Source organism: Micromonospora sp. RHAY321, from assembly GCF_023896955.1.
GTDB lineage: Bacteria > Actinomycetota > Actinomycetes > Mycobacteriales > Micromonosporaceae > Micromonospora.
The window spans coordinates 25288-47142 of sequence record NZ_JAMHIW010000019.1 but is presented as its reverse complement, the minus strand read 5'-3'; the positions used below and the strand labels follow the sequence as shown (position 1 = coordinate 47142).

Genomic DNA, 21855 nt, shown 5'->3' with positions numbered 1-21855 from the left:
GAGTCGCCGGAGAGGTCAGCCCGCAGGTGGGCGAGAAGCGCTCAGCCCTCGATGTCTCGCGGATCGCGGCTGCGCGGGTACGTGTTCTTCTCCCCGATCGTGCCGTCCTGCTTCTTGATCACATGCTCGACGCCACGGTCGGCCGCCATCTCGCGACCACGGGCCTGCGCCTCGGCCTTGACCTCATGGGTACTGCTGGCTCGCTCGTTGCCCTCCGGGCGGTTCTTCCACTGCCCGTCCTCGTGGTACGTGTCGACGTCACCCTTGGTCATGACCGGTTCCTCCCTGCGTCTGAGTCTGTCCATCAGAACCAGTGCCCGGAGCCGGGCCGGGCAAAACGTGCCACCGACGTCCACAAAAGAGCGTGAGGCGGTGGCTGGCGGTCAGCCGGGCACGCAGTTGTTGCTCTTGCGCTTGATGATCTGTTCGCGTTCGTCGGTGGTGATGCCCGAAGGCTCGCCGTCGAAGTGGGTCTCGACCTTGTCCCAGCCACGGCGCTGCTCGTAGTGCAGGTGCGGGGCGCCGGAATTGCCGGTGCTGCCGAGCCGCCCGATCTGGTCGCCCTGGGCGACCCGCTGACCGACCCGGACCAGCGGCGGTTCGAGCAGGTGCAGGTACTGCGTCTCCCACTTGCCGCCGTGGTCGATCTTGACCCAGTAACCGCCGCCGCGACCACGCGGGCCCTCCGGGTTCTCCGGGTTACGCCCGCCCACCGACCCGTTGACGCCCGCCACGGTGACGGTGCCGGCGTAGGACGCGAGGACGGGCCTCCCCCACGCCTCACCCTCGGTCGGGAACAGGTCGACGTCGTAGTCGTCGTGGCCGGGGTAGGTGCTGAGCTGCCACGTCTCACCGCAGGCGACCGGAAGCTGGAAGAGCGGTCGCGGGCCGGGCGGGCGCAGCATCGGCACGACGACCACGGCGACGGCGATGAGGGCCACGACCGCGACGAGCGCGAGGAGGACGCGGGCGGTGCGACTGCGGGCGCGACGGTGGGTGCGGACTCTGGTGGGGTGGCCGGTCGTCACCGCCCCGAGCATGGCAGACGTCGGCAACGCCTCCGCTCCGGGTCGCCCCCGCGACGGTGACATTGCAGTCGTATCGCCAAACGGGTACCGTGGGATGCAATGCAGGTGCATTGCATAGAGACGAGGCCCCACATGCACGTGATCGCGTTGTCCGAGGCCACCGCCGACATGGTCGACCTGGTCGGCGGCAAGGCGGCCGGGCTGGGCGAGCTGATCCGGCGAGGCGAGCGGGTCCCGGAGGGATTCTGCGTCACCGCCGAGGCTCACCGGCTCGGCGTCATCCCGCAGGCGGAGATCGTCGCCGCGTACGAGCGGCTCGGTGCCGGCCCGGTGGCCGTACGCTCCAGCGCCACGGCGGAGGACCTGCCGGATGCGAGCTTCGCCGGGCAGCAGGACACCGTCCTGAACGTCACGGGCACCGCCGAGCTGATCGCCGCGATCGGGAAGTGCTGGGACTCGCTGCACAGCGCTCGCGCGACCGCCTACCGCGACGCCCGCGAGATCGACCACTCGACGGTGCGGATGGCCGTCGTCGTCCAACGCATGATCACTCCCGCCGTGGCCGGGGTGCTGTTCACCGCCAACCCGCTGACCGGCCGACGCGACGAGATGGCCGTCGACGCCGCGCCGGGCCTCGGCACGGCCGTGGTGGACGGGGCGGCGACCGTGGACCACTACGTCCTCGACGGCGTCGCGCGGGACGCCGAAGGTTGCCTGACGCCCGCGCACCTCGCGGAGCTGCGGGCCACCGGTGAGCGGCTGCAGGGACACTTCGGCTCCCCGCAGGACGTGGAGTGGGCGATCGACGGCGACGGGGTGCTGTGGCTGTTGCAGTCCCGGCCGATCACGAGCCTGTTCCCCCTTCCGCCGGAGACCGGGAAGCCCCTCCCCCGGGTCTATCTGGAGTTCGGCCACGTTCAGGGCATGCTGCAACCGGTCACCCCCATGGGCATGTCGACCCTGCGGTCGCAGATCTCGGCGATGCTCGCCTCCCTCGGCGTCCGGGTCGAGATCGTCGACATCGGCGGTCGCCTCTACGGCGACCTGACCGACCTGGCTCGAAGCAGGTCGTCCCGCAAGCGGCTGGTCAAGCTCCTGGCCGTCGACTTCGGCCCGCGGGCGCAGGCGGTGATGCAGCACGTCCTGGGGGATCCACGGTTCGCCGTGACCACGGTCAGCGCCGAGCGCGGCGCGGCGCAGGGGGCGGCGTCCCTGCGGACCGCCGGCCGCGCGGTGGTGGGGATCCTGCGCGCGCTGGCCCGTCCCGACGCGGCGCGGATCCGCATGTTCCAGGCCGTCGAGCAGATGAGAGTACGGTCGGCGGCCCCCGCCGACCTGCGCACCGCCGCCGACCGCCTGCGCTTCCTAAAGGCGCGGGACGCCGACGACGACAGCGCCGACGCGATCATGTGGCCGATCGTCACGGGCATGCTCGCCGCCGCGTTGCCAGCCTCGTTGCTCAAGGGCGTCGCGACCCAGGATGAGATCCACACCGTGCTGGGCGGGATGCCGCACAACGTCACCATCGAGATGGATCTGGCGCTCTGGCGGCTCGCCCAGAACGCGGGCGACCATCGTCAACTCCTGCTCGACACCCCGCCGGACGAACTGGCCGCGCGATACCTGCGCGGGACACTGCCCGACGTCGGGATGGCCGGCTTCCTGGACGCCTACGGTCACCGCGGCGTCGCCGAGGTCGACCTCGGGGTGCCGCGGTGGGCGGAGGACCCGACGCCGGTCTTCGCGGCGCTCGCCAACTACCTGCGGGTCACCGACCCGCGGCAGGGCCCGGACCAGCGCTTCCAGCGGGCCGCCGCGACGGCCGAGGCCGCGCTCGACGAACTGGTCAGGCGGGCACGCCGCCGGCGGCCGGTACGGGGCACGATCGCCGGGTTCCTGCTGCGCCGTGCCCGGTCGTTGGCCGGCCTGCGCGAGGCCGGCAAGTTCGCCGGGCTGTACCCGCTGCGCGAGACCCGCCGGCAACTGCTGCTCATCGGCGCCGACCTGCACGCGGCCGGCCTGCTGGAACAGCCCGACGACATCATGTTCCTGACCCTCGACGAGGCACACGCCTCGGTGCACGACAGCGTCGACCACCGGGCCACGATCGCCTCCCGCAGGGCGGTGCACCGCAGGGAGTTGCGCCGCAGGACGGTGCCCGTGGCGCTGCTGTCCGACGGCACCGACGTCGAGGCCGTACTGCCGGTGGCGCCCGCCGTCGATGGCACCCTCACCGGCGTGGGCGCGTCGGCGGGCCGGGTGACCGGCCCTGCCCGGGTCGTCCACGACCCGGCCACCGCACACGTCGAGCCGGGCGAGGTCCTGGTCGCCGCGACCACCGACCCCGGCTGGACCCCGCTGTTCCTCACCGCCGGGGCACTGGTCACCGAGACCGGCGCGATCATGGCGCACGGCCCGACGGTGGCCCGGGAGTACGGCATCCCGGCCGTCATCTGCGTGCCCGACGCCACCCGCACGATCTCGACCGGTCAGCTCGTCACCGTGGACGGCGCCGCCGGAACCGTCACCGTCCACTGACCACCCGCCCACTGACCGCCCGACCATTGCCGCGAGGACGACCATGACCGACGTGAAGGCCCCGACCGGGGTGAAGGTGGGCCCGCTGCTGCGCCGGGTGGCCGAGATGGAGGCCGCGATGTGGCGCAGCCTGTACGTGTGGGCGCGGCGCAAGCCACTGCCCTTGGCGCCGGGCGACGAACCGTTCGGCTACCTGGGCGTGGTCAAGCCGATCCTCGGCATCTTCATCGGCCTGTCGGTCGTGGAGATTCCGATCTTCGACCTGATCGTCACCCACGTGGTGCCGTGGGGCCCGGCCCGCTGGATCGTGCTCGCCCTCGGCGTCTGGGGTCTGCTCTGGATGGCCGGTCTCTACGCGAGCATGCAGATCCACCCGCACCTCGTCGGTGACAGGGGCCTGCGGGTCCGCGTGAGTTCGGGCATCGACATCTGGATTCCGTGGACGGACATCGAGGCCCTCCGCAAGCGTTACCGCTCGCTGCCGTCCAGTAAGACGGTGCAGGTCGAGCAGGAGGGCGAGCGCCGGGTGCTGCACCTCTCGGTCGGCAGCCAGACGAGCATCGACGTCCTGCTGCGCCGGCCGACGACCTTCGACCTGCCGAAGGGCCGGTCCGAGCCGGTGGACGAGCTGCGGCTGTACGCGGACGACCCCGACGGCCTCCTGCGCAGCGCGCGGGGCACTCCCGCGCCCGGAACCGTCAGCCGGTAACCGCCGCCCGTCGGCGGACTGTCCGGGCCACCCACTGTGAAACGATCGAGGTCATGCCCAAGAAGGTCGATCACCAGGAGCGGCGCACCCTCATCGCGGACGCGTTGATGCGGGTCGCCGCGGACCAGGGCCTGGAGGCTGTCAGCCTCCGTCACGTGGCTGCCGAGGCCGGCGTGTCCGCCGGGATGGTGCAGCACTACTTCCGCACCAAGGACGAGATGATGGCGTTCGCGTTGGCGGTGGTCCGCGAGCGCGGTCAGATCCGGGTCACCGAGGCGATGGCGCGGCTGGGCGCGGACCCCTCCCCCCGGCTCCTGCTGCGCACGATGATCGCCGCGCTGTTGCCGCTGGACGAGGGGACCCGCGACGACGGGCGGGTGGCGCTGGCGTATTTCGCCTACACCGCGGTGCGGCCGGCGGCCGCTTCCAGCCTGCGCGCGGACACCACGCAGCTGACCGAGTTCGTCGCCAGCGCCCTGCCCGCTCGACACGCCGACGCCGCCGCGGCCGCGGCCGGGCTGCTGGCGCTCATGGAAGGGCTCGGCATCTATCTGCTGGGCGGGCAGTACACCGCCGAGCAGGCCTTGGCGGCGCTGGATGCCCACCTCGACCTGCTCTTCGGTTGACGGCCGCCGCGCCGTCAGCAGCGGGGCACGTTCGGGATGTACCCGTCGTAGCCGGTCAGGACGAAGGCGTCGGAGACGTAGCGGTTGGTGCCGATCCGGTTCCAGATGCTCGTCGTGCCGTACGGGCCGGTGACCGTGCTCCCGACCGCCTGGCAGTAGACGGAGACCGTGGCGCCGTCGGCGACCGAGCCGACGATCGGGTAGCTGGCGCCCGGCCCGGACCGCACGTTGAGGTTGGCCGACTCGGTGTTGACGGTGCCGGAGCCGATGCCGGTGACTCCGTTCACCAGTTGCAGGTAGTAGGTCCAGTTCCAGTTCGGGCCCGGGTCGGTGTGGGTGGCGCCGGGCACCTCGACGTGCCCGATGATGTGCGCCCGGTCCCTCGGGATGCCGTACCTGGTGGTGAGGCTGCGGGCGAGCGCCGCCGAGGCGCGGTACATCGCGTCGGTGAACCAGGCGGGGTTGTCGACGTACCCCTCGTGCTCGATGCCGATCGACTGGGTGTTGTAGGTCCAGTTGCCGGCGTGGTGGGCGATGTCCTTCTCTCGCACCGACTGGGTGACGGCCCCGTCGGAGGACCGGAAGGTGTAGTGCGCGCTGACCTTTGCCGCCGGGTTCTGGAACCAGCTGATGGAGCCGGCGTACGAACCCTGCGTCATGTGGATGACGATGCGGTTGACGGGGTGGCTGCCCGGTCGGCTGGCCACCGTGTAGTTGCTGGTGCTGGCCGGCGCCCAGGCGGCCGGCCCGTAGTCGGTGCTGAGAGTGCCGATCCCGCCGAGCACGGCGGCCCGCTCCAGGCCGCCGCGCCGGGGCGCGACCGGTCGGGCGGCCACCGCCTCGCCGCGCGCCGAGGTGAACCCGGTGCGCAGCAGGTCGTAGACGGTGTCCGCGTAGAGTCGCGCCACCGACGGGTCGGTGGCACCGCCGTACCGGGCGACCGGTGCGTACCAGCCGTTCACGTCGTCACGGGCCGCGGCGGTGAGGCCGGCCTGGTCGGCGTACGAGCGCAGCACGGCGGCCGCCCCGAGGATGTTCGCGGCAGGCTCGGCCCGCAGCACGGTCGGGGTCAGGCGGGTGAGGCCGGCCGCCTCCTCCAGGGTGTGCACCTGCGTGTTGCTCGCCAGGTGCATGATCCCGTACCCGCCGCCCGCGCTGGGCGTACCGGCCTTCGGGTCCAGGCGCGACTCGGCGTACCCGAGTGCCATCAGCAGGTCGCGGGGGACGTCGTACCGCGTGGCGGCGGTGTCGAACGCGGCGGCCAGCGGGCCGGACGACGCCGGCGTACCGGTCGGGGCGGCGGCCGCCGGCGACCCCGTGGCGGCGGAACCGGCCAGGGCTGTGGTCAGGGTGAGCAGTCCGCCGAGCAGGAGCCGACCCCGGCGGGAGGTTCGTACGGTCATTGCCACTCCTTGCGATGGATGGGGTCGGGTCGGCGCGTCAGCACCAGCCGTTGATCGGACCGTTCACACCCGTCCACAGGTAGGCGTCGGACACCCAACTGCCGTCGCTCAGCCGGTCCCAGAGCGCGGTGGTGCCGTAGCGGCCGGTGTGTGCGGTGCCGTTGGCGGAACAGGAGACGGAGACGGTGGCGCCGTCGCCCAGGGAGCCGAGCGATCCGTAGCCCGTCCCGGGGCCGGCGCGGCGGGTCAGTGCCCCACCGCCGTTCGCGTCGACCACCGCCTGGGTGAAGCCGAGCGCGCCGTAGTTGTACAGACCCGCCCCCGCACCGGCCCAGGCCGACCCGTGCCGAGCACCACCCTGGTACGCGGCGGCACCGTTGGCCAGCACCCACTTGCCGATGTCGTGACCGGCGATCGGCACGTACGCGCTGTTCTGCCGCAGCCCGAAGTGGACGTGCCGACCGTAGGCGGCGCCGCCGCAGGTGACGTCCGTGCCGGTGTTGCCCAGGGCGGCACCCTGACCGACGCTGGCGCCGTTGACGGAGATGCTGTTCCACAGGTGGTAGTAGTCGGTCGAGTAGCCCCGGTCGTGGATGACGCGGATCCAGCCCTGGCACATCGTGTACGCCGCGCCGGCCCGTGCCGCGCGGACCACCTGGTCGCCGCCGGCCAGGTCGATCGAGCTGTACGGCGACTCGCTCCCGCCCCAGCCGTGCGGGCCGCTGGTGAGCGTCCACGTCTGGCCCACCGCGAACGGCAGGGCCATCCCGGTCCGGTAGTCCCCGCCCGCGTACATCGGGGTCGGGGTGGTGGTGAGCACGCTCCTCTCCCGTCCCGCCACCAGGGGTGACTCGGCGGCCAGGTCCGCGAAGGCGGCCTCGCCGTCGAAGGCGACCCGCCACCCGGCCCGGTCGGCACGGGCGATGAAGATCGACCCGGTGGGGTGCGCGTCCTCCTGCCGGGGTGCGAGGGCGACGGCGGTGCCGAACGCCCATCGGCCGTCGGTGCGGCTGACGGTGACCCGGGTGTCCCGTTCGGCGAGGGCGGTGGGTGCCTCGGCCGAGCCGAGTAGTTTGGCGGTCACCGCGTCGGTGAGCGTGGGAGCGTCGGCCGCCGGCGCGGCGGCGCTGGGCGCCGCCCCGATCAGGCTCGTGACCGTCAGCAAGGCGGCGGCTGCGCCACCGGTCCATCGTCGAGCGTGCCTCATCGTGGTCCTCGCCTTCCTGGTGTGGGTTTCAGACCGGGGCAATGGAGAGCCGGGGACCACTGGCGGGCCGTGCGCCGGTGAGGTTGAGCAGGGTCTGCCCGGTGGCGTCGTCGACCACGGCGACCCGCACCCGGTCGGGCTCACGGTCGGCCAGCGGCACGGCGAACACCGCCGTCACCAGCCGGCCCTGGTAGCGCGCGGCGTGCCCGACGAAGCGCCAGTCGCCCTCGTCCCAGTGCTCCCGAACGTCGGAGCGGAGCAGCGGTGCCACCCTCCGGTAGGCGTCGCTGAGCTGGAGTTGCTGCACGGTGGCGAGCAGCGGTACGCCGGAGCCGCCACGCAGCGGATGCGTCAGCCGGGCCCGCAGGCGGCGCAGCGGCAGCAGCCAGACCTGGTCCAGTTCCGGGGAGAGCGCCACCACCGCGGCCAACTCGACGACCAGTACGGCGCCGCCGGCCACCGGGTGCCCGGCCACCGCGGTCGGCCAACCGCCGGTGGCCAGCAGGGCCAGCCCGCCCGCCACCGCGAGCAACCCGGCCCGGGCCAGGCTGCGCCCGGAGACCGGCGTCGCCCGGGCGCTCAGGCAGCCGCAGGAGGAGGTTGGTGCGGCGCGGCGGGCGTACGCGAGGTAGCCGAGGAAGGCCACGGCCAGCCCCGTCGCGGCCAGCGCCTCCGCGCGCAGCACGGGTGGCAGCAGGAGCAGCGCGCCGAGGGTCAGCTCGACGCCGCCCAGCAGCCGGTACGCGGGCAGCGCCCGGTGCTGCCCGAGCAGCCGGACGAGTGCGGACCGGTTGGCGGCCGCTGCGGCGTGCGGGCTGGCCAGCTTGACGCGGGCGGACCAGATCAGCACCACGCCCACGACCAGCGGCTGGACAGCCGCGATCACGTCGATCATCGTTTCTCCCCTCGGGTGTGCCGGCGGGTGACACTCCGGGCGACGCGTGGGTGCGGGTCGCGCCGCCCGGCGGCCGTTGCTAGGCGGCGGCGTAGACGGTGGCGATGTCGATCTCGTTGGTGTCCGGATGCCAGGCGCCGAGCACCTGGACGTGCCGGCCGACGCGGAGCAGCGATAGGTCGCTGACCGCCGGGGTGCCGTTGTAGACGGCGGCGGACCGGTCCGGCACGACGTGCGCGACGATCCGCCGGCCCTGGTGGTCGAGGTGCAGCACGTTGCGGCCGACGGCGGCGATGTGCCCGTGCAGGTTGACGATGTTGAGCCAGACGGAGTCGGCGGCGAGCGTGCCGTCGGGCAGACGGACGCCGCGGGCGTAGAGCCCGTCGCCGACGGTCACCTTGTCGAACGTGGTCGGGTGCAGCTTCCAGATGCTCGTGCCGTCGGTGATCCGGATCGAGTGCAGCACGGTGTCCGAGCCCGTGACGAGCAGCATGCTGCCGGAGATCCTGCTGATCCGGCCCTCGGCGAAGTTCGGGTCCGGCGCGCCGGGTTCGATGGTCGCGGGCTCGGCGGCGAAGGCCGCCTCGGGGGCGAGCGAGCCGAGGCCGGTGGCCCCGACCACGCCGCCGAGCGCGGCGGTGGCGAGCAGACGCCGGCGGTCCAGGGTCTGGTTCATGGTGGCACCCTCCGTTCAGACCGTGTCGACCGAGCAGGGCCGCAGCCCGGCGGAGAGACTGGCGATCGCGCTGTACGCGGCGGGCGTCAGATCGATGATCCGGTTGCTGCCGCAGGCGGAGCCGCAGCAGGTGCGCTCGCCGCAGAACAGGTCGGTCTGCGGCCCGCAGTCGGCGATCGTGGTGCCGACCCGGGCGCCGTTGCACAGGTTGGTGGTGTAGTGCCGGAAGCCGCAGCCGCGCCGGGTCATCCCGGTCACCCCGCACCGGTCGGGTCGGGTGATGGCCAGGCACGCGTCCGAGGTGTTCGGCCAGGCGTGCTGGTAGTTGCCTGAGCTGCAGGTGCCGCAGGCGCCGCCGCCGGCTGTGCCGCAGGGACCCCAGGCGCTGCCGCAGCAGAACCAGGACACCTCGCCTCGCAGAGCTGCCATGGTGCCTCCTTTCCGAGCAGGAGAACGAAAGAGACGGATGTAAATATTGACGGTGATTGTTGTGGCACAAATCGTCGAAGTCAACCGGCCGCAACGAAAGTTTTCTACACGCGCACCGACGGGCGGCTCAGCCCGCAGCCACCGCCCGCGCCTTGAGGCGACGCAGCTCGTCGGCGGACATCAGCCAGGTGGAGTTCGTGGCCCCGAGGCCGAGGAGCACCTGGTCGAACGAGTTGCCGTCGTTGTCGTCCGTGTAGCAGACACTCACCTCGCCCCACGGGGAGGCGGCGACGGCCAGCTGTTCCTGCCGACCGGTCGTGGTCTGGCTCAACGCCTGGGCCGCCAGCCGGCCGGTGGACGTGCCGTCCGGGTTGAGGCCCCGCACCCAGACGTCCGGGTTGGCGCCCGCGACCGTCCACCCCACCACCACGTTGTCCTGGTCGTCGACACCGACGCCGGGCGCGGTAGCTCCCGTACCGGTGGAGACCTGCACCTCGTCGTGCCGTGCCGTGCCGGTGACGGTGAACGAGCGCGCCCAGACGCCGCGCGTACCGGTGTGGTCGGACTCCCAGCCGACCGTGAAGTCACCGGCGAAGCTCGCCGCCACCGAGGCGCGTTGCTGCTGCCCGCCGCTCTGCACGTTGGCCGTCCGCCGCGACAGCACCACCGCGCCGGTGGACCGCGCCAGACGGGTCAACCCGATGTTGTACGAGCCGTTCGCGTCGGCGTCCTCGTCCCAGACCACCAGGGCCTCGCCGGCGGCGGACACCGCCACGTCGGGGCGGTGGTGGCTACCCGTGGTCTGCGAGGCCGTCACCTCGTACGCCTTGGTGGTGGCGGCGGTGAAGCCGGCGGCCCTGACGGTGGCCGGGGCGGTCCCCTGGACGTCCTCCCAGACCACCGTGAACCCCACGGCGGCGGCGTTGGTGGGCGCGCCGTCCGGGTCGACGGCGACCTTCGGAAAGATCTGCTGCCCCGCGTCGCTGGCGTTGGCCTGCCCCGACCCGAGCACCGTCCCGGTCGGCGACACCACCCGGTACTGGATGTTGTAGACGCCGTTGCCGTCACCGTCGGCGGCCCAGACCACCACGGCGTTGCCCCGGTCGTCGAGGCCGACGTCGGGGCTGACGTGGCGCCAGGCGGCCCCACTGGTGCCACCGCCGGAGAGCTTCAGCTCGTAGCCGGGGGTGCCGTCACGGAACAGGCGCAGGAAGATCTCGCTGTGGGTGTCGTCCTCGGGAGCGGTGCTGTCGCGGTCGTCCTCCCAGACCACCGCGACGTGACCGTTGCGGTTCATGGCGATGCCGGGCAGGTCCTGGTCACCGGTGGCGGCGCTGTTCGCCGTGGTCCAAACGACCGCCTCGGCGGTCATGGCGGTCGGCGCGGCGACGCCCGTGACGACGCCCGGGAGCAGCACGGACGTGACGAGCAGTGTCGTGATCGCGGTCATGGTGGGCTCTCCTTCTACCCGGCCTGCAGGCCGGGCTGGCCGTCGAGGATGACGAACGAGCGCACCGTGGACGCCGCCGCCCCGTGCTCGGTCACCGTGCTCACCGCGCGGAAGTCCGCGCGGACCTGGCTGCGGCTGATCGTGGTACGCACGTAGCCGCGCCGGTCGGAGTAGAACCTCAGGTGCGGGTTGGTGGCCGCGTTCGGGATGGTGGTGGTGGCGCTGCCGTTCCCGCCGGTGGCGATCGAGGTGCAGACCAGCTCGGTGCCGATGGTGGCCGAGGACGGGTTCGCGTAGTCGGCCTTGAGCTCGTTGGCCCACGACTTGTGCACGTCGCCGGTGAGGACCAGGGGGTTACGCACCCCGCGCTGCTGCCAGCCGGTCTGGATCCGACTGCGGGAGGCCCGGTAACCGTCCCAGGAGTCCATGCTCGCCGCTCCGCTCGCCTCGAACTGCCGGGCGAAGAAGACCTGCTGGCCGAGGATGTCCCAGGTGCCGTAGTGCTGTGCCAGCCCGTCAAGCAGCCAGGTCTCCTGCGCTGCGCCGGTCAGCGACCGGGAGGTCAGGTCCGCGTCGGCGCAGACCTTCCAGCCGTCACCGCACGCCTGGTCGTCGCGGAACTGCCGGGTGTCGAGCATGTGGAAGGTGGCGAGCTGACCCCACCGGATCCGGCGGTACAGCGGGATGCTGTTGCCGTTGGCCGCGGACGCCGGCCGCAGCGGCATGTTCTCGTAGTAGGCGCGGTACGCCGCCGTCCGCCGGGCGGTCCACTGCGCCGCGGTCAGCGTCGGACTGCTGTCGGCGCGGACCATGGTGGCGTAGTTGTTCTCCACCTCGTGGTCGTCCGGCACCACCAGCCAGGGGGCCGCCGCGTGCGCCGCCTGCAGGTCCGGGTCCGACTTGTAGAGCGCGTACCGGCGGCGGTAGTCCGCCAGCGACACGATCTCGGCGCCGACGTGCTGCCGCACGGCGGAGGTGTTGACGCCGCCCTCGTAGATGTAGTCGCCGAGGTGCAGGATCAGACCGGGGTTCTCCTCGGCCATCCGCCGGTACGCGGTGTAGTAGCCGGCCTCGTAGTGGGCGCAGGAGGCGAAGGCCATCACCAGGTCGCGGCCGAAGGTGCCGGGCGCGGGTGCGGTTCGCGTACGCCCGACCGGGGAGATGTGGCCCTGGGCCCGGAAGCGGTAGTAGTAGTCGGAGTCGGCGGCGAGTCCGCCGGCGATCGCGTGCACCGAGTGCGCGTCGGCGTAGCGGGCGACCACCGAGCCCGAGGAGACCAGCGAGGAGAACCGGTCGTTGGTCGACACCTGCCATTCGACGGTCACGTCGGCGTTGGCCATGCCGCCCTGTCCGTCGGCGTTGAGCGGCGAGGGTGCCAGCCGGGTCCAGAGGACGACGCTGTCGGGCGCCGGATCACCGGAGGCGACACCGAGTTTGAAGGGATACGGCACCGCGGCCTGGGCACCCTGCCAGGGTGTTACCGCGGCGCCGGCGGCGGCAAGTCCACCGAGGACGAAGATGCGACGACTCAGCCTTGTCATGGTCAACACCCTGCGAGACGTCGATGAACGGCGATGGGTTCGGTGCCGAATCCGACATGACGCGATGCTGTCCGCACCAAGGCGGTCAGGTGTCCTATCCCCCGACGGACCGTCCGGAGTCCACTTAGGACCGAAGCCGTCAGGCGAGCGGGGACGGTGACTCGGCGCCGGGCAGCACCAGTCTCGGCGCGCCGGACCCGTCCGCCGCAACGGCCCAGACGTCGGGCCGGCCGTCACTCTGGCGCAGCGTGTAGGCCAACGTGCCGTTGTCCAGCCAGGCGGCCTGGTCGTCGACGCTGGTCGTCTCCGCCGTCGCCGTCACCCGCATCGTGGCCAGGTCGAGGACCGACAACCGCCAGCCCTTCGCGGGGTCGGCGCCGATCGCCTCCTTGAAGGCGATCCGGGTGCCGTCGGGCGACAGCGACGGGCACTCGACGTTCTCCTTCACCGTCTCGACGGCGCGGCTCGCGACGTCGCCCCGGACGAGGTACCGCTTACCCCCGGTCGACATCGTCGCGTAGAAGACGTTGTCGTCGGCGGTGAAGGTGACGCCCCAGTAGTTGACGTCGGGGTTGCGGTAGGCCCGGCCGTCCCGCTTGATCGTGAACTCCTCGAGCGAGGTCACCGTGGCGCCGGTGACGGTGTCGATGATCCCGGTGCGGGTGGAGAAGCCGCCGCTGGTGTAGGAGTCGCCACCGACGAACGTCGTCCAGGAGACCATCCGACCGGAGGCCGAGACCCGGGCCCGGTTGGGCAGGCCGGGCACGCTGAGCGTCCGCGTCGGGTGCAGCGCGGCGTCGAGCACGACGACCTGGTACGTCCAGGGCGTGTCCGGCTTCAGGCAGACACCGGTGCCGGCGGCCGCGTACACCCGGAGGCATTCCAGGCCGGACACGGAGCGCGGACCGGTGGGGTCGGCCGTGGCGACGGAGGAGACGTGCCGGTCGGTGATCGCCAGCAGGCGCGGGCCGGGCGTCAGGGTGACCGCCTGGTCGCCGGTCGCGGCGGGCGGCGGCGTGCGGGCCGGCTCCGCGGCCGTGGCGGCGTAGCCGGCCGCGACGGCACCCAGCAGCACCGCCGAAGCGGCCACCACGCCCAGCTTCGCTCGGGTCGACAGCGCGGTCATCGGGGCACCTTCCGGGTGACGGGACGGGACGGGGAGGCCAGCAGGAGCAGCGTGACGACGAGGACGCCGGCGACGACCGCCGCCGCGGCCCGGATCGCGTTCTCCGGGCCCCACGCCTGCCAGGCGAGGCCGAACAGCACCGAGGAGACGAGGTACGCCAGCGCCTGCCCGGTCTGGACGAGCGCGATGCCGGTGGTACGCAGCCGCGGCGGCAGAACCGGCCCGGCGAGCGCGATGAGAACGCCGTCGGTGGCCGCGTAGAACGTGCCGTACAGCGTCAGCGTCAGCACGAGCAGCGGCCAGCCGTGGACCGGGCCGGCCAGCAGCAGGTACGTGGCGCCGAGGGCCGCGTACCCACCGACCACCACGGGGAGGCGGCCGATCCGGTCGGCCAGCACGCCCAGCGGCGCGGCCAGCACCAGGTAGGCCAGGCTGGTTCCCACCGCGAGCAGCGGGAACCAGCGCAGACCGAGGTCCTCCCGGCGCTGCAGCAGCAGGTAGACGAAACCGTCCCCGATGGTGGCGAGCCCGAGCAGCGCCGCGGCCAGGACCAGACGGCGCGCGTGCCGGCTGCGCAGCAGACCGAACGCCTCGCGGACGGAGACCCTCGGTTGGTCGGGGCTGTCCACCGGCCCGCCGGCCGGGCGCTCCCGGACGAAGAGCACGAGCACCACGAGGGCGAGGGCGGCGACGCAGAAGCTGGTGACGAAGACCGCGTCGTAGGACTGGCCGACGGCCAGCAGGACCGCGAACGCGGCCAGCGGCCCGAGGAACGCGCCGACGCTGTCCATCGCCCGGTGTACGCCGAACGCCCGGCCCAGCGACTCCGGTGGCGTGGAGAGGGTGATCAGCGCGTCGCGCGGTGCGCTGCGCACACCCTTGCCGAGGCGGTCGACGGCGATGACCGCACCGATCATCGGCACCGACCGGCCGGCGAGCAGCAGCCCGAGCTTGGCTACCGCCGAGAGCGCGTAGCCGACACCGGCGACGAGCTTGCGCCGCTGGAACCGGTCGGCGACGAAGCCGCCGACGACCCGCAGCAGCGCGGTCGCGCCGGTGTGCACGCCGTCGAGCACACCGAAGGCCACCGGGCTGAGTTGCAGGCCCAGCACCAGGTACAGCGGAAGGATCGCCGTCACCATCTCGGCCGACACGTCGGTGATCAGGCTGACCGTGCCCAGGGCCACGACGTTGCCGCTGACCAGCGCGAGCCGTCGGCCGGGTCGGCCGCCGGCGGGTGGGTCCGCCGCGGGTCGGGAGACGGTCGACAGGTACACGAGCATCTCCTCGGATCGGGGGCTGACGGTCAGCCATCGTCCGGACTAACCGGACGAGAGACAAGGGACCGTGGGTGGCAGGCAGGAATGCGGCGGATGAACAGGGCGAAAACATCGAGATGTTTCGCTGCCTGAGCGTACTGTTCATGTGTTCGTAGTGCGCCGGCCCATCGACCTTCCTACATTCCTTGCGCTCTCCACCCGCAAGAGAAGGGCTCCTGGATGGACACTCGAATTCCCCGCCCGTCGGTGGCGCTGGGGGCGGTCGCGGTGCTGGTCGCCGCCACCGCCGCCGTCGTCCTGACCGGCTCGGGCGTGGCCTCGGCGGCGAGCGTGACGTTCACGCCGGTCGCCGACACCTACGTGCAGAACGACACCGCGTCCACCAACTACGGCACGTCGACGCAGGTCGTGGTCGACAACTCCCCGGTCCGGCGGACGTTCCTGCGCTTCACGGTGAGCGGCGTCAGCGGCACGGTCACCAGCGCGAAGCTGCGGCTACGCACCATCAGCGGCAACAGCGGCAGTGACGCCGGTGGCACTTTCCGGCGGATGTCCAACACCACCTGGTCGGAGACCGGCACCACCTGGAACAACCAGCCGGCCATCGACGGGGCCACACTCGGCACGATCGGCGCCGTCAGCGGCAACACCTGGTACGAGATCGACGTCACGACCGCGGTCGGCGGCAACGGCACGTACAGCTTCGGTGCGACCTCCGCCAGCGGCGACGGCGCCTACTACGACACGCGCGAGAGTGGCGCGGACGCCCCGCAGTTGGTGGTCACGACCGGGACGACGCCGCCGCCGTCCGGGGACCCGGTCCTCGTCGGCGTCGGTGACATCGCCAACTCCGGCTCCGGCGACACCGCCACCGCGGCGCTGCTGGACTCCATCCCGGGAACGGTCTTCACCACCGGCGACAACGTCTACGACAACGGCACCGCGGCCGAGTTCGCCAGCTACTACGAGCCCACCTGGGGCCGGCACAAGGCACGCACCCGTCCGTCGCCGGGCAACCACGACTACAACACCTCCGGCGCGACCCCCTACTACAACTACTTCGGTACGTCCGCCGGCCCGAGCGGCCGGGGCTACTACTCCTACGACCTCGGCAACTGGCACATCGTGTCGCTGAACTCGAACATCAGCATGTCGGCCGGCTCCGCGCAGGAGCAGTGGCTGCGGACGGACCTCGCGGCCAGCAGCAAGCCGTGCACGCTGGCCTACTGGCACCACCCGCTGTTCACGTCCAGCTCCAACCACGCGCCGTCGACGTCGACGCGCCCGCTGTACCAGGCGCTCTACGACAACAACGCCGATGTCGTGGTGTGGGGGCACAACCACGTGTACGAGCGGTTCGCCCCGATGAACCCGGCCGGAGGCGCCGACGCCAGCCGGGGCATGCGCAGCTTCGTCGCCGGGATGGGCGGTGCGAGCCACTACAGCTTCGGCACCATCCAGCCCAACAGCGAGGCCCGCAACAGCTCGGCGTACGGGGTCCTGAAGTTCACCCTGCACGCCAGCAGCTACAACTGGCAGTTCGTGCCGGTCGCCGGGCAGACCTACAACGACAGCGGCACCGGCAACTGCCACTGATCCGCCCGCCCGACGGCCCTGCCTGAAAACCCTGTCGAGCTGCCCCGGATGCGGGGCAGCTCGACAGGCGGGCTCAGTGGACGAGGCTCAGCCTCAGCGGGCCGTGCCTGCGCGGCGCTTGTTGTAGACGTCGAAGGCCACGGCGACGAGCAGGACCAGGCCCTTCACCACCGACTGCGTCGACTGGTCGACGCCCATCAGCTGCATGCCGTTGCTCATCACCGCCATGATCAGGCCACCGACCATCGCGCCCACCACGGTGCCCACCCCACCGGTGACGGCCGCGCCGCCGATGAACGCGGCGGCGATCGCGTCCAGCTCGAACATGTTGCCGGCAGCCGGTTGGGCACCGTTGGACCGGGAGGAGTAGATGACGCCGGCCACCGCCGCCAGGAAACCCATGTTGACGAACATCCAGAAGTTGACGGTGCGGACCTTCACCCCCGACAGCGCCGCCGCCGACAGGTTGCCGCCGATGGCGTAGACCTGACGGCCGAAGACGGTGCGCCGGGTGAGCAGACCGTAGACCAGCACGAGGACCGCCAGGATGATCAGCACGATCGGCAGCCCACGGGCGTGCGCCAACTGCCAGGCGAAGTACATGATGACCGCGCCGACCACGGCGACCCGGGCGACGAACAGCGGGAACGACTCGACGGGCTGCTGGTAGCGGATGCGCGCGACCCGGGTGCGGAAGCCGCTCACCGCGTACCCGGCCACGGCGACGGCGCCGATCAGCAGCGTGAACGCGTCGAAGCCCTGACCCCCGAGCAGTCCGTTGAGGAATCCCGCCGCCACGCGCTGGTACTCGGCAGGGAACGGCGACAGCGAGATGTTGTCGAGCACCCGCAGGGTGAGGCCACGGAACAGCAGCATCCCGGCGAGGGTCACGATGAACGCCGGGATGCCGGCGTACGCCACCCAGAAGCCGTGCCAGGCCCCGACCGCGACGCCGACGGCCAGCGCGGCCAGGACGCCGACCCACCACGGGTAGCCCTGTTGGATCACCAGGACGGCGGACACCGCCCCGGTCAGCGCGACCACCGACCCCACCGACAGGTCGATGTGCCCGCCGATGATCAGGATGACCATCCCGATCGCGAGCACCAGGATGTACGAGTACTGGAGGACGATGTTGGTGATGTTGCCGGGGCTCAGCGACACCCCGTCGGTCAGGATCGCGAAGAGCGCGACGATGACGACCAGGGCGACGTAGATCCCGCTCTGCCGCAGGTTGTTCAGCACCAGGGCCCGCAGGTCGCTCGTCCCGGTGTGCAGGGCCGCGGCGGGTGTGCTGTCCGGGGGCGTCGGGCGCTCCGTCGAGGGGGTCTTGATGCTGGTCATCCGACGAGCTCCTTGTCCTTGGTCATCAGCTCCATGAGGCTCTCCTGGGTCGCCTCGCCGACCGGCATCTCGCCGGTGATCCGACCGGCGGCGAGGGTGTAGACGCGGTCGCACATCCCGAGCAGCTCCGGCAGCTCGGAGGAGATGACGATCACCGCCTTACCCTCGGCCACCAGCCGGTTGATGATCGTGTAGATCTCGTACTTGGCGCCGACGTCGATCCCGCGGGTCGGCTCGTCCAGGATCAGCACGTCCGGGTCGGTGAACAGCCACTTCGACAGCACCACCTTCTGCTGGTTGCCGCCGGACAGCTTTCCGACCACCGCCATGACGCTGGGCGCCCGGATGTTCATCTCCCGCCGGCTCGCCTCGGCGACCTTGATCTCCTCGTTGCCGTTCACCCAGCCCAGTCGGGACAGCCGGTCCAGGGCGGCGGCGGAGACGTTGCGGCGGACGTCGTCGATGAGGTTGAGGCCGTACCGCTTGCGGTCCTCGGTGACGTACGCGATGCCGTTGTCGATCGCCTCCGCGACGGTGCCCGCGTGCACCTCCCGTCCGCGCACGAACAGCCGACCCCTGATGTGGCGCCCGTACGACCGGCCGAAGACGCTCATCGCCAGCTCGGTGCGCCCGGCGCCCATGAGTCCGGCGATGCCCACGACCTCACCGGCGCGGACGGACAGGCCGACGCCCTCGACGACCATCCGGTCCTGCACGGGGTGCCGCACGGTCCAGTCCTCGATCCGGAGCACCTCCTCGCCGGGTGACGACACCCGGTCGGGGTAGAAGCTGTCCAGGTCGCGCCCGACCATGCCCCGGATGATCCGCTGCTGGGTCACGTCGTCGGCGCGCATGTCGAGGGTCTCCACCGCGCGACCGTCGCGGATGACGGTGGTCGAGTCGGCGATCGCGGTGATCTCGTTGAGCTTGTGCGAGATCATGATGCAGGTGATGCCCCGGTCCCTGAGCTGCCGCAACAGGTCGAGCAGGTGAGCCGAGTCGATGTCGTTGAGGGCCGCCGTCGGCTCGTCCAGGATGAGCAGGCGCACCTTCTTCGACAACGCCTTGGCGATCTCCACGAGCTGTTGCTTGCCGACGCCGAGCTGGATGACCGGGGTGACCGGGTTCTCGCGCAGCCCGACGGACGCCAGCAGTTGCGCCGCCTCGGCGTTGGCCCGGTTCCAGTCGATGAGCCCACTGCGGCCGCGCCGTTCGTTGCCGAGGAAGATGTTCTCGGCGATCGACAGGTGCGGCACCAGGGCCAGCTCCTGGTGGATGATGACGATGCCGTTGGCCTCGCTGTCGCGGATGCCGCGGAACTGCACCGGCTTGCCGTCGAACAGGATCTCGCCGTCGTACGAGCCGGTCGGATGGACGCCGGACAGCACCTTCATCAGGGTCGACTTGCCGGCGCCGTTCTCGCCACAGATGGCGTGGATCTCCCCCCGGCGCACCGAGAGGGTGACGTCCTCCAGCGCGGTCACACCGGGGAAGGTCTTCGTGATGCGACGCATCTCGAGGATCGTGTCGTCCATGGTCACTGTCCTCTGTCAGGTACGGACGCGGTACGCCAGGGCGCCGGGCTCGGCGATGGACGCCGAGCCCGGCGGACGGCTTACTTCTTGGCCTGACCGGCGGCGACCTCTTCCGCCGTCCAGTAGCCGGAGTCGATCAGCGTGGCCTTGATGTCGTCCTTGTAGACCGTCGCGATCGGCAGCAGGTACGCCGGCACGACCTTGACGCCGTTGTTGTACGTCTGCGTGTCGTTGGCCTGCGGCTGCTTGTCCTGCAGGAACGCCTCGGCGGCGTTCACGGCCTGGTCGGCCAGCAGGCGGGTGTCCTTGAAGACCGTGGAACTCTGCACACCGTCGTTGATCAGCTTGATCGAGGCGATCTCGGCGTCCTGACCGGTCACCACGGGGATCTTCTTGCCCGCGCTGCCGTAGCCGGCGTTCTGCAGGGCGGTGATGATGCCCCGGGAGATGCCGTCGTACGGCGACAGCACGCCGTCGACCCGGGCGCCGTCGTTGTAGCTGGAGGTGAGCAGGTCCTCCATCCGCTTCTGCGCGGTCTCCTGCTGCCACCGCAGGATGGCCGTCTGCTCGGCGGTGGTCTGGCGCGACTTGACCCGCAGCGTGCCGTTGTCGAAGAACGGCTTCAGCGTGTCCATGGCCCCGCCGAAGAAGTACTGGGTGTTGTTGTCGTCGAGGGAGCCGGCGAAGAGTTCGACGTTGAACGGCCCCTTCGCCGTACCCTTCGAGCCGTCCTTGTTCTGCAGGCCGAGACCGACGAGCAGCCCGGTGGCCTGGGCGACGCCGACCTTGTAGTTGTCGAAGCTGACGTAGAAGTCGACGTTCTTGCTGCCACGGATCAGCCGGTCGTACGCGATGACCGGGATCTTCGCGTCGGCGGCGGCCTGCAACTGGCCGCTGAGCGCCGTGCCGTCGATCGCCGCGATGACCAGGACGTCGGCGCCCTGGGTGATCATCTGGTCGACCTGCTGTGACTGGGTGGGAATGTCGTCGCCCGCGTACTGGAGGTCGACCTTGTAGCCCTTCGCCTCCAGCTTCTGCTTGACGGCGTTGCCGTCGGCGATCCACCGCTCGGAGGTCTGGGTCGGCATCGAGACACCGATGGTCAGGTCTCCGGGCTTGTCCCCGCTGGTGTCACCGCCGCCGCCCGCACCCTCGCCGCTGCACGCCGCCAGGCTCAGCGCCAACACCGCGCCACCGAGAGCGACCAGGAATCTCCTGCCCACGGGACTCTCCTCTCTGGACTCGCGGCCGACCGCCGGGGCCAACCGTCACCTTTCGGGTAGTGTTAGCGCTCACATAGAGCACGTCAACACTTGATCCGAAATACCGGCGTCACGGTCTCGTAACGGAAGCATCCCGACAAGGGCGGTCCCCGGAGGCCCGATCCGCGCCACGCGGCCGGCGGTGCCGTTGTTGCTCGTCAGGACGTCAGGCAGCGCCGTGGGCGGCCGCCCTGGTCAGTGGCGCGGCGGGGCGACGCTGTCGCGGGCGACCAGGGTGGGGGCGACGGTCTGTCGCATCGCTCCGCCGACACCCGACTCGATCTGGGCCAGCAGCATCTGGAGGCTCGCCCGCGCCACCGCGTCGAAGTCCGGCCGGACGGTCGTCAGCGGCGGTATGAAGTACGCCGCTTCCGGCACGTCGTCGAAGCCCACCACGCTGATCTCGGCCGGCACCCGTCGGCCGAACTCGTGCAGTGCCCGCAGCACGCCCAGTGCGAGATGGTCGTTGGCGGTGAAGATGGCCGTGACCTCCGGCATCCGCGCCAGCATCTGCCCACACCGGTAACCCGACGCCGCCGACCAGTCCCCCGGCATCAACGGCGGTGGCTCGACGCCGGCAGCCAGCAGCGCCTCCCGCCAGCCCTCGATACGACCGACGCTGTCGAACCAGTCGGAGGGCCCCGACACGTGCCAGACGGTGCGGTGCCCGGCGTCGAGCAGGTGCTGGGTCGCCGCACGAGCGCCGGCGGCCTGGTCGACCGTCACCAGCGGCACCGGCCGGTGCGGATCACCGTCGACCGTGACCAGCGGGACATCCTTGGGCAGTCGTTCCAGCGCCTCACCGGCGGACTCGACCGGCGCGATGACGACGATGCCGGCGACACGGTGCGCCAGGTGCCGCTCGACAGCGGCCGAGATGGAGCGGTGGTCGAGGTCGCGCACACTGCCCACGCTGACCGCGAAGCCCTCCTCCGCGGCGGTCTGCTCCAACGCGGCCAGCAGCGACGCCGGACCGTAGAGGGTCGTGTTCTGTGCGACCACGCCGATGACCTGCGATCGACCGGTCACCAGCGCGCGGGCCGCACCGTTGGGCCGGTAGCCGAGCTCGGCGATCGCCGCCCGCACCCGCAACCGGGTCTGCTCACGGACATTGGGGTGCCCGTTGAGCACCCGCGACACCGTCTGATGGGAGACACCGGCGAGACGAGCAACGTCCGTCATCGCGGGACCGTGCACGGCCATCTCGCTC

General features: G+C 71.4%; 19 protein-coding genes. 4 read left to right on the top strand and 15 right to left on the bottom strand.

The features are described from left to right. Nucleotides 1-41 precede the first annotated feature (41 nt). Entirely contained in the window at nucleotides 42-272 is a 231-nt protein-coding gene (locus M8C17_RS27570; RefSeq protein WP_252419480.1) for a DUF2188 domain-containing protein, read from the bottom strand. 111 nt (nucleotides 273-383) lie between these two features. After that, complete coding sequence (locus M8C17_RS27565) at nucleotides 384-1040, bottom strand: M23 family metallopeptidase (RefSeq protein ID WP_252419551.1); 657 nt, start codon at nucleotides 1038-1040, stop codon at nucleotides 384-386. A gap of 120 nt (nucleotides 1041-1160) precedes the next feature. Here M8C17_RS27565 and M8C17_RS27560 point away from each other — a divergent pair, with 120 nt between their 5' ends. Genes M8C17_RS27560 through M8C17_RS27550 form a run of 3 tightly spaced genes read left to right on the top strand, consistent with a single transcriptional unit; the run spans nucleotide 1161 to nucleotide 4901 of the window. After that, entirely contained in the window at nucleotides 1161-3566 is a 2406-nt protein-coding gene (locus M8C17_RS27560; RefSeq protein ID WP_252419479.1) for a PEP/pyruvate-binding domain-containing protein, read from the top strand. Nucleotides 3567-3609: 43 nt separating this feature from the next. Further along, complete coding sequence (locus M8C17_RS27555) at nucleotides 3610-4275, top strand: hypothetical protein (protein WP_252419478.1); 666 nt, start codon at nucleotides 3610-3612, stop codon at nucleotides 4273-4275. A 53-nt stretch (nucleotides 4276-4328) separates the two neighbouring features. Then, nucleotides 4329-4901, top strand: coding sequence for a TetR/AcrR family transcriptional regulator (locus M8C17_RS27550; RefSeq protein ID WP_252419477.1), 573 nt, complete (start codon nucleotides 4329-4331; stop codon nucleotides 4899-4901). Between the two features lie 14 nt (nucleotides 4902-4915). On the opposite strand, the gene M8C17_RS27545 is transcribed toward M8C17_RS27550, so the two are convergent. The 9 genes from M8C17_RS27545 to M8C17_RS27505 all read right to left on the bottom strand — a co-directional run bounded on the left by M8C17_RS27545 (nucleotide 4916) and on the right by M8C17_RS27505 (nucleotide 14905). After that, nucleotides 4916-6304: an N-acetylmuramoyl-L-alanine amidase gene (locus M8C17_RS27545; RefSeq protein ID WP_252419476.1), complete on the bottom strand. Its 1389-nt coding sequence runs from the start codon at nucleotides 6302-6304 to the stop codon at nucleotides 4916-4918. A 37-nt stretch (nucleotides 6305-6341) separates the two neighbouring features. After that, entirely contained in the window at nucleotides 6342-7511 is a 1170-nt protein-coding gene (locus M8C17_RS27540; RefSeq protein WP_252419475.1) for a peptidoglycan DD-metalloendopeptidase family protein, read from the bottom strand. Nucleotides 7512-7539: 28 nt separating this feature from the next. Continuing rightward, nucleotides 7540-8406 carry a MauE/DoxX family redox-associated membrane protein gene (locus tag M8C17_RS27535; protein ID WP_252419474.1) on the bottom strand — a complete coding sequence of 289 codons (867 nt, stop codon included), beginning with the start codon at nucleotides 8404-8406 and terminating at the stop codon, nucleotides 7540-7542. 79 nt (nucleotides 8407-8485) lie between these two features. After that, entirely contained in the window at nucleotides 8486-9082 is a 597-nt protein-coding gene (locus tag M8C17_RS27530) for a cell wall protein (RefSeq protein WP_252419473.1), read from the bottom strand. Between the two features lie 15 nt (nucleotides 9083-9097). Beyond that, nucleotides 9098-9511: a septal ring lytic transglycosylase RlpA family protein gene (locus tag M8C17_RS27525; RefSeq protein WP_252419472.1), complete on the bottom strand. Its 414-nt coding sequence runs from the start codon at nucleotides 9509-9511 to the stop codon at nucleotides 9098-9100. A gap of 127 nt (nucleotides 9512-9638) precedes the next feature. Beyond that, the gene (locus M8C17_RS27520) at nucleotides 9639-10961 is read right to left on the bottom strand and encodes a hypothetical protein (protein WP_252419471.1); all 1323 of its coding nucleotides are present in this window, start codon (nucleotides 10959-10961) and stop codon (nucleotides 9639-9641) included. Nucleotides 10962-10975: 14 nt separating this feature from the next. Further along, nucleotides 10976-12502 (bottom strand): alkaline phosphatase, encoded by a 1527-nt coding sequence (locus M8C17_RS27515; protein WP_252419470.1) that lies wholly within the window; start codon nucleotides 12500-12502, stop codon nucleotides 10976-10978. 139 nt (nucleotides 12503-12641) lie between these two features. Continuing rightward, nucleotides 12642-13628: a hypothetical protein gene (locus tag M8C17_RS27510; protein WP_252419469.1), complete on the bottom strand. Its 987-nt coding sequence runs from the start codon at nucleotides 13626-13628 to the stop codon at nucleotides 12642-12644. Then, nucleotides 13625-14905 carry an MFS transporter gene (locus tag M8C17_RS27505; protein WP_308209594.1) on the bottom strand — a complete coding sequence of 427 codons (1281 nt, stop codon included), beginning with the start codon at nucleotides 14903-14905 and terminating at the stop codon, nucleotides 13625-13627. Before M8C17_RS27505 ends, M8C17_RS27510 begins: the two co-directional genes overlap by 4 nt. Nucleotides 14906-15127: 222 nt before the next feature. Between M8C17_RS27505 and M8C17_RS27500 the strand changes: the two genes are divergently transcribed. After that, nucleotides 15128-16504: a DNRLRE domain-containing protein gene (locus tag M8C17_RS27500; protein ID WP_252419467.1), complete on the top strand. Its 1377-nt coding sequence runs from the start codon at nucleotides 15128-15130 to the stop codon at nucleotides 16502-16504. A gap of 93 nt (nucleotides 16505-16597) precedes the next feature. Here the strand turns inward: M8C17_RS27500 and mmsB are convergent, their stop codons facing one another. The 4 genes from mmsB to M8C17_RS27480 all read right to left on the bottom strand — a co-directional run bounded on the left by mmsB (nucleotide 16598) and on the right by M8C17_RS27480 (nucleotide 21827). Then, the gene (mmsB, locus tag M8C17_RS27495) at nucleotides 16598-17848 is read right to left on the bottom strand and encodes a multiple monosaccharide ABC transporter permease (protein WP_252419466.1); all 1251 of its coding nucleotides are present in this window, start codon (nucleotides 17846-17848) and stop codon (nucleotides 16598-16600) included. Next, a complete protein-coding gene (mmsA, locus tag M8C17_RS27490) occupies nucleotides 17845-19383 on the bottom strand; it encodes a multiple monosaccharide ABC transporter ATP-binding protein (RefSeq protein WP_252419465.1) in 1539 nt (512 codons plus the stop codon). Before mmsA ends, mmsB begins: the two co-directional genes overlap by 4 nt. A gap of 80 nt (nucleotides 19384-19463) precedes the next feature. Then, nucleotides 19464-20606 (bottom strand): multiple monosaccharide ABC transporter substrate-binding protein, encoded by a 1143-nt coding sequence (gene chvE / locus M8C17_RS27485; RefSeq protein ID WP_252419464.1) that lies wholly within the window; start codon nucleotides 20604-20606, stop codon nucleotides 19464-19466. Between the two features lie 234 nt (nucleotides 20607-20840). Beyond that, the gene (locus tag M8C17_RS27480) at nucleotides 20841-21827 is read right to left on the bottom strand and encodes a LacI family DNA-binding transcriptional regulator (protein WP_252419463.1); all 987 of its coding nucleotides are present in this window, start codon (nucleotides 21825-21827) and stop codon (nucleotides 20841-20843) included. Nucleotides 21828-21855: the final 28 nt, after the last annotated feature.

What these genes read in the sequence shown, in the direction of transcription:
- M8C17_RS27570 (WP_252419480.1), bottom strand. Translation starts at nt 272, where the DNA reads ATGACCAAGGGTGACGTCGACACGTACCACGAGGACGGGCAGTGGAAG.
- M8C17_RS27565 (WP_252419551.1), bottom strand. Translation starts at nt 1,040, where the DNA reads ATGCTCGGGGCGGTGACGACCGGCCACCCCACCAGAGTCCGCACCCAC.
- M8C17_RS27560 (WP_252419479.1), top strand. Translation starts at nt 1,161, where the DNA reads ATGCACGTGATCGCGTTGTCCGAGGCCACCGCCGACATGGTCGACCTG.
- M8C17_RS27555 (WP_252419478.1), top strand. Translation starts at nt 3,610, where the DNA reads ATGACCGACGTGAAGGCCCCGACCGGGGTGAAGGTGGGCCCGCTGCTG.
- M8C17_RS27550 (WP_252419477.1), top strand. Translation starts at nt 4,329, where the DNA reads ATGCCCAAGAAGGTCGATCACCAGGAGCGGCGCACCCTCATCGCGGAC.
- M8C17_RS27545 (WP_252419476.1), bottom strand. Translation starts at nt 6,304, where the DNA reads ATGACCGTACGAACCTCCCGCCGGGGTCGGCTCCTGCTCGGCGGACTG.
- M8C17_RS27540 (WP_252419475.1), bottom strand. Translation starts at nt 7,511, where the DNA reads ATGAGGCACGCTCGACGATGGACCGGTGGCGCAGCCGCCGCCTTGCTG.
- M8C17_RS27535 (WP_252419474.1), bottom strand. Translation starts at nt 8,406, where the DNA reads ATGATCGACGTGATCGCGGCTGTCCAGCCGCTGGTCGTGGGCGTGGTG.
- M8C17_RS27530 (WP_252419473.1), bottom strand. Translation starts at nt 9,082, where the DNA reads ATGAACCAGACCCTGGACCGCCGGCGTCTGCTCGCCACCGCCGCGCTC.
- M8C17_RS27525 (WP_252419472.1), bottom strand. Translation starts at nt 9,511, where the DNA reads ATGGCAGCTCTGCGAGGCGAGGTGTCCTGGTTCTGCTGCGGCAGCGCC.
- M8C17_RS27520 (WP_252419471.1), bottom strand. Translation starts at nt 10,961, where the DNA reads ATGACCGCGATCACGACACTGCTCGTCACGTCCGTGCTGCTCCCGGGC.
- M8C17_RS27515 (WP_252419470.1), bottom strand. Translation starts at nt 12,502, where the DNA reads ATGACAAGGCTGAGTCGTCGCATCTTCGTCCTCGGTGGACTTGCCGCC.
- M8C17_RS27510 (WP_252419469.1), bottom strand. Translation starts at nt 13,628, where the DNA reads ATGACCGCGCTGTCGACCCGAGCGAAGCTGGGCGTGGTGGCCGCTTCG.
- M8C17_RS27500 (WP_252419467.1), top strand. Translation starts at nt 15,128, where the DNA reads ATGGACACTCGAATTCCCCGCCCGTCGGTGGCGCTGGGGGCGGTCGCG.
- mmsB (WP_252419466.1), bottom strand. Translation starts at nt 17,848, where the DNA reads ATGACCAGCATCAAGACCCCCTCGACGGAGCGCCCGACGCCCCCGGAC.
- mmsA (WP_252419465.1), bottom strand. Translation starts at nt 19,383, where the DNA reads ATGGACGACACGATCCTCGAGATGCGTCGCATCACGAAGACCTTCCCC.
- M8C17_RS27480 (WP_252419463.1), bottom strand. Translation starts at nt 21,827, where the DNA reads ATGACGGACGTTGCTCGTCTCGCCGGTGTCTCCCATCAGACGGTGTCG.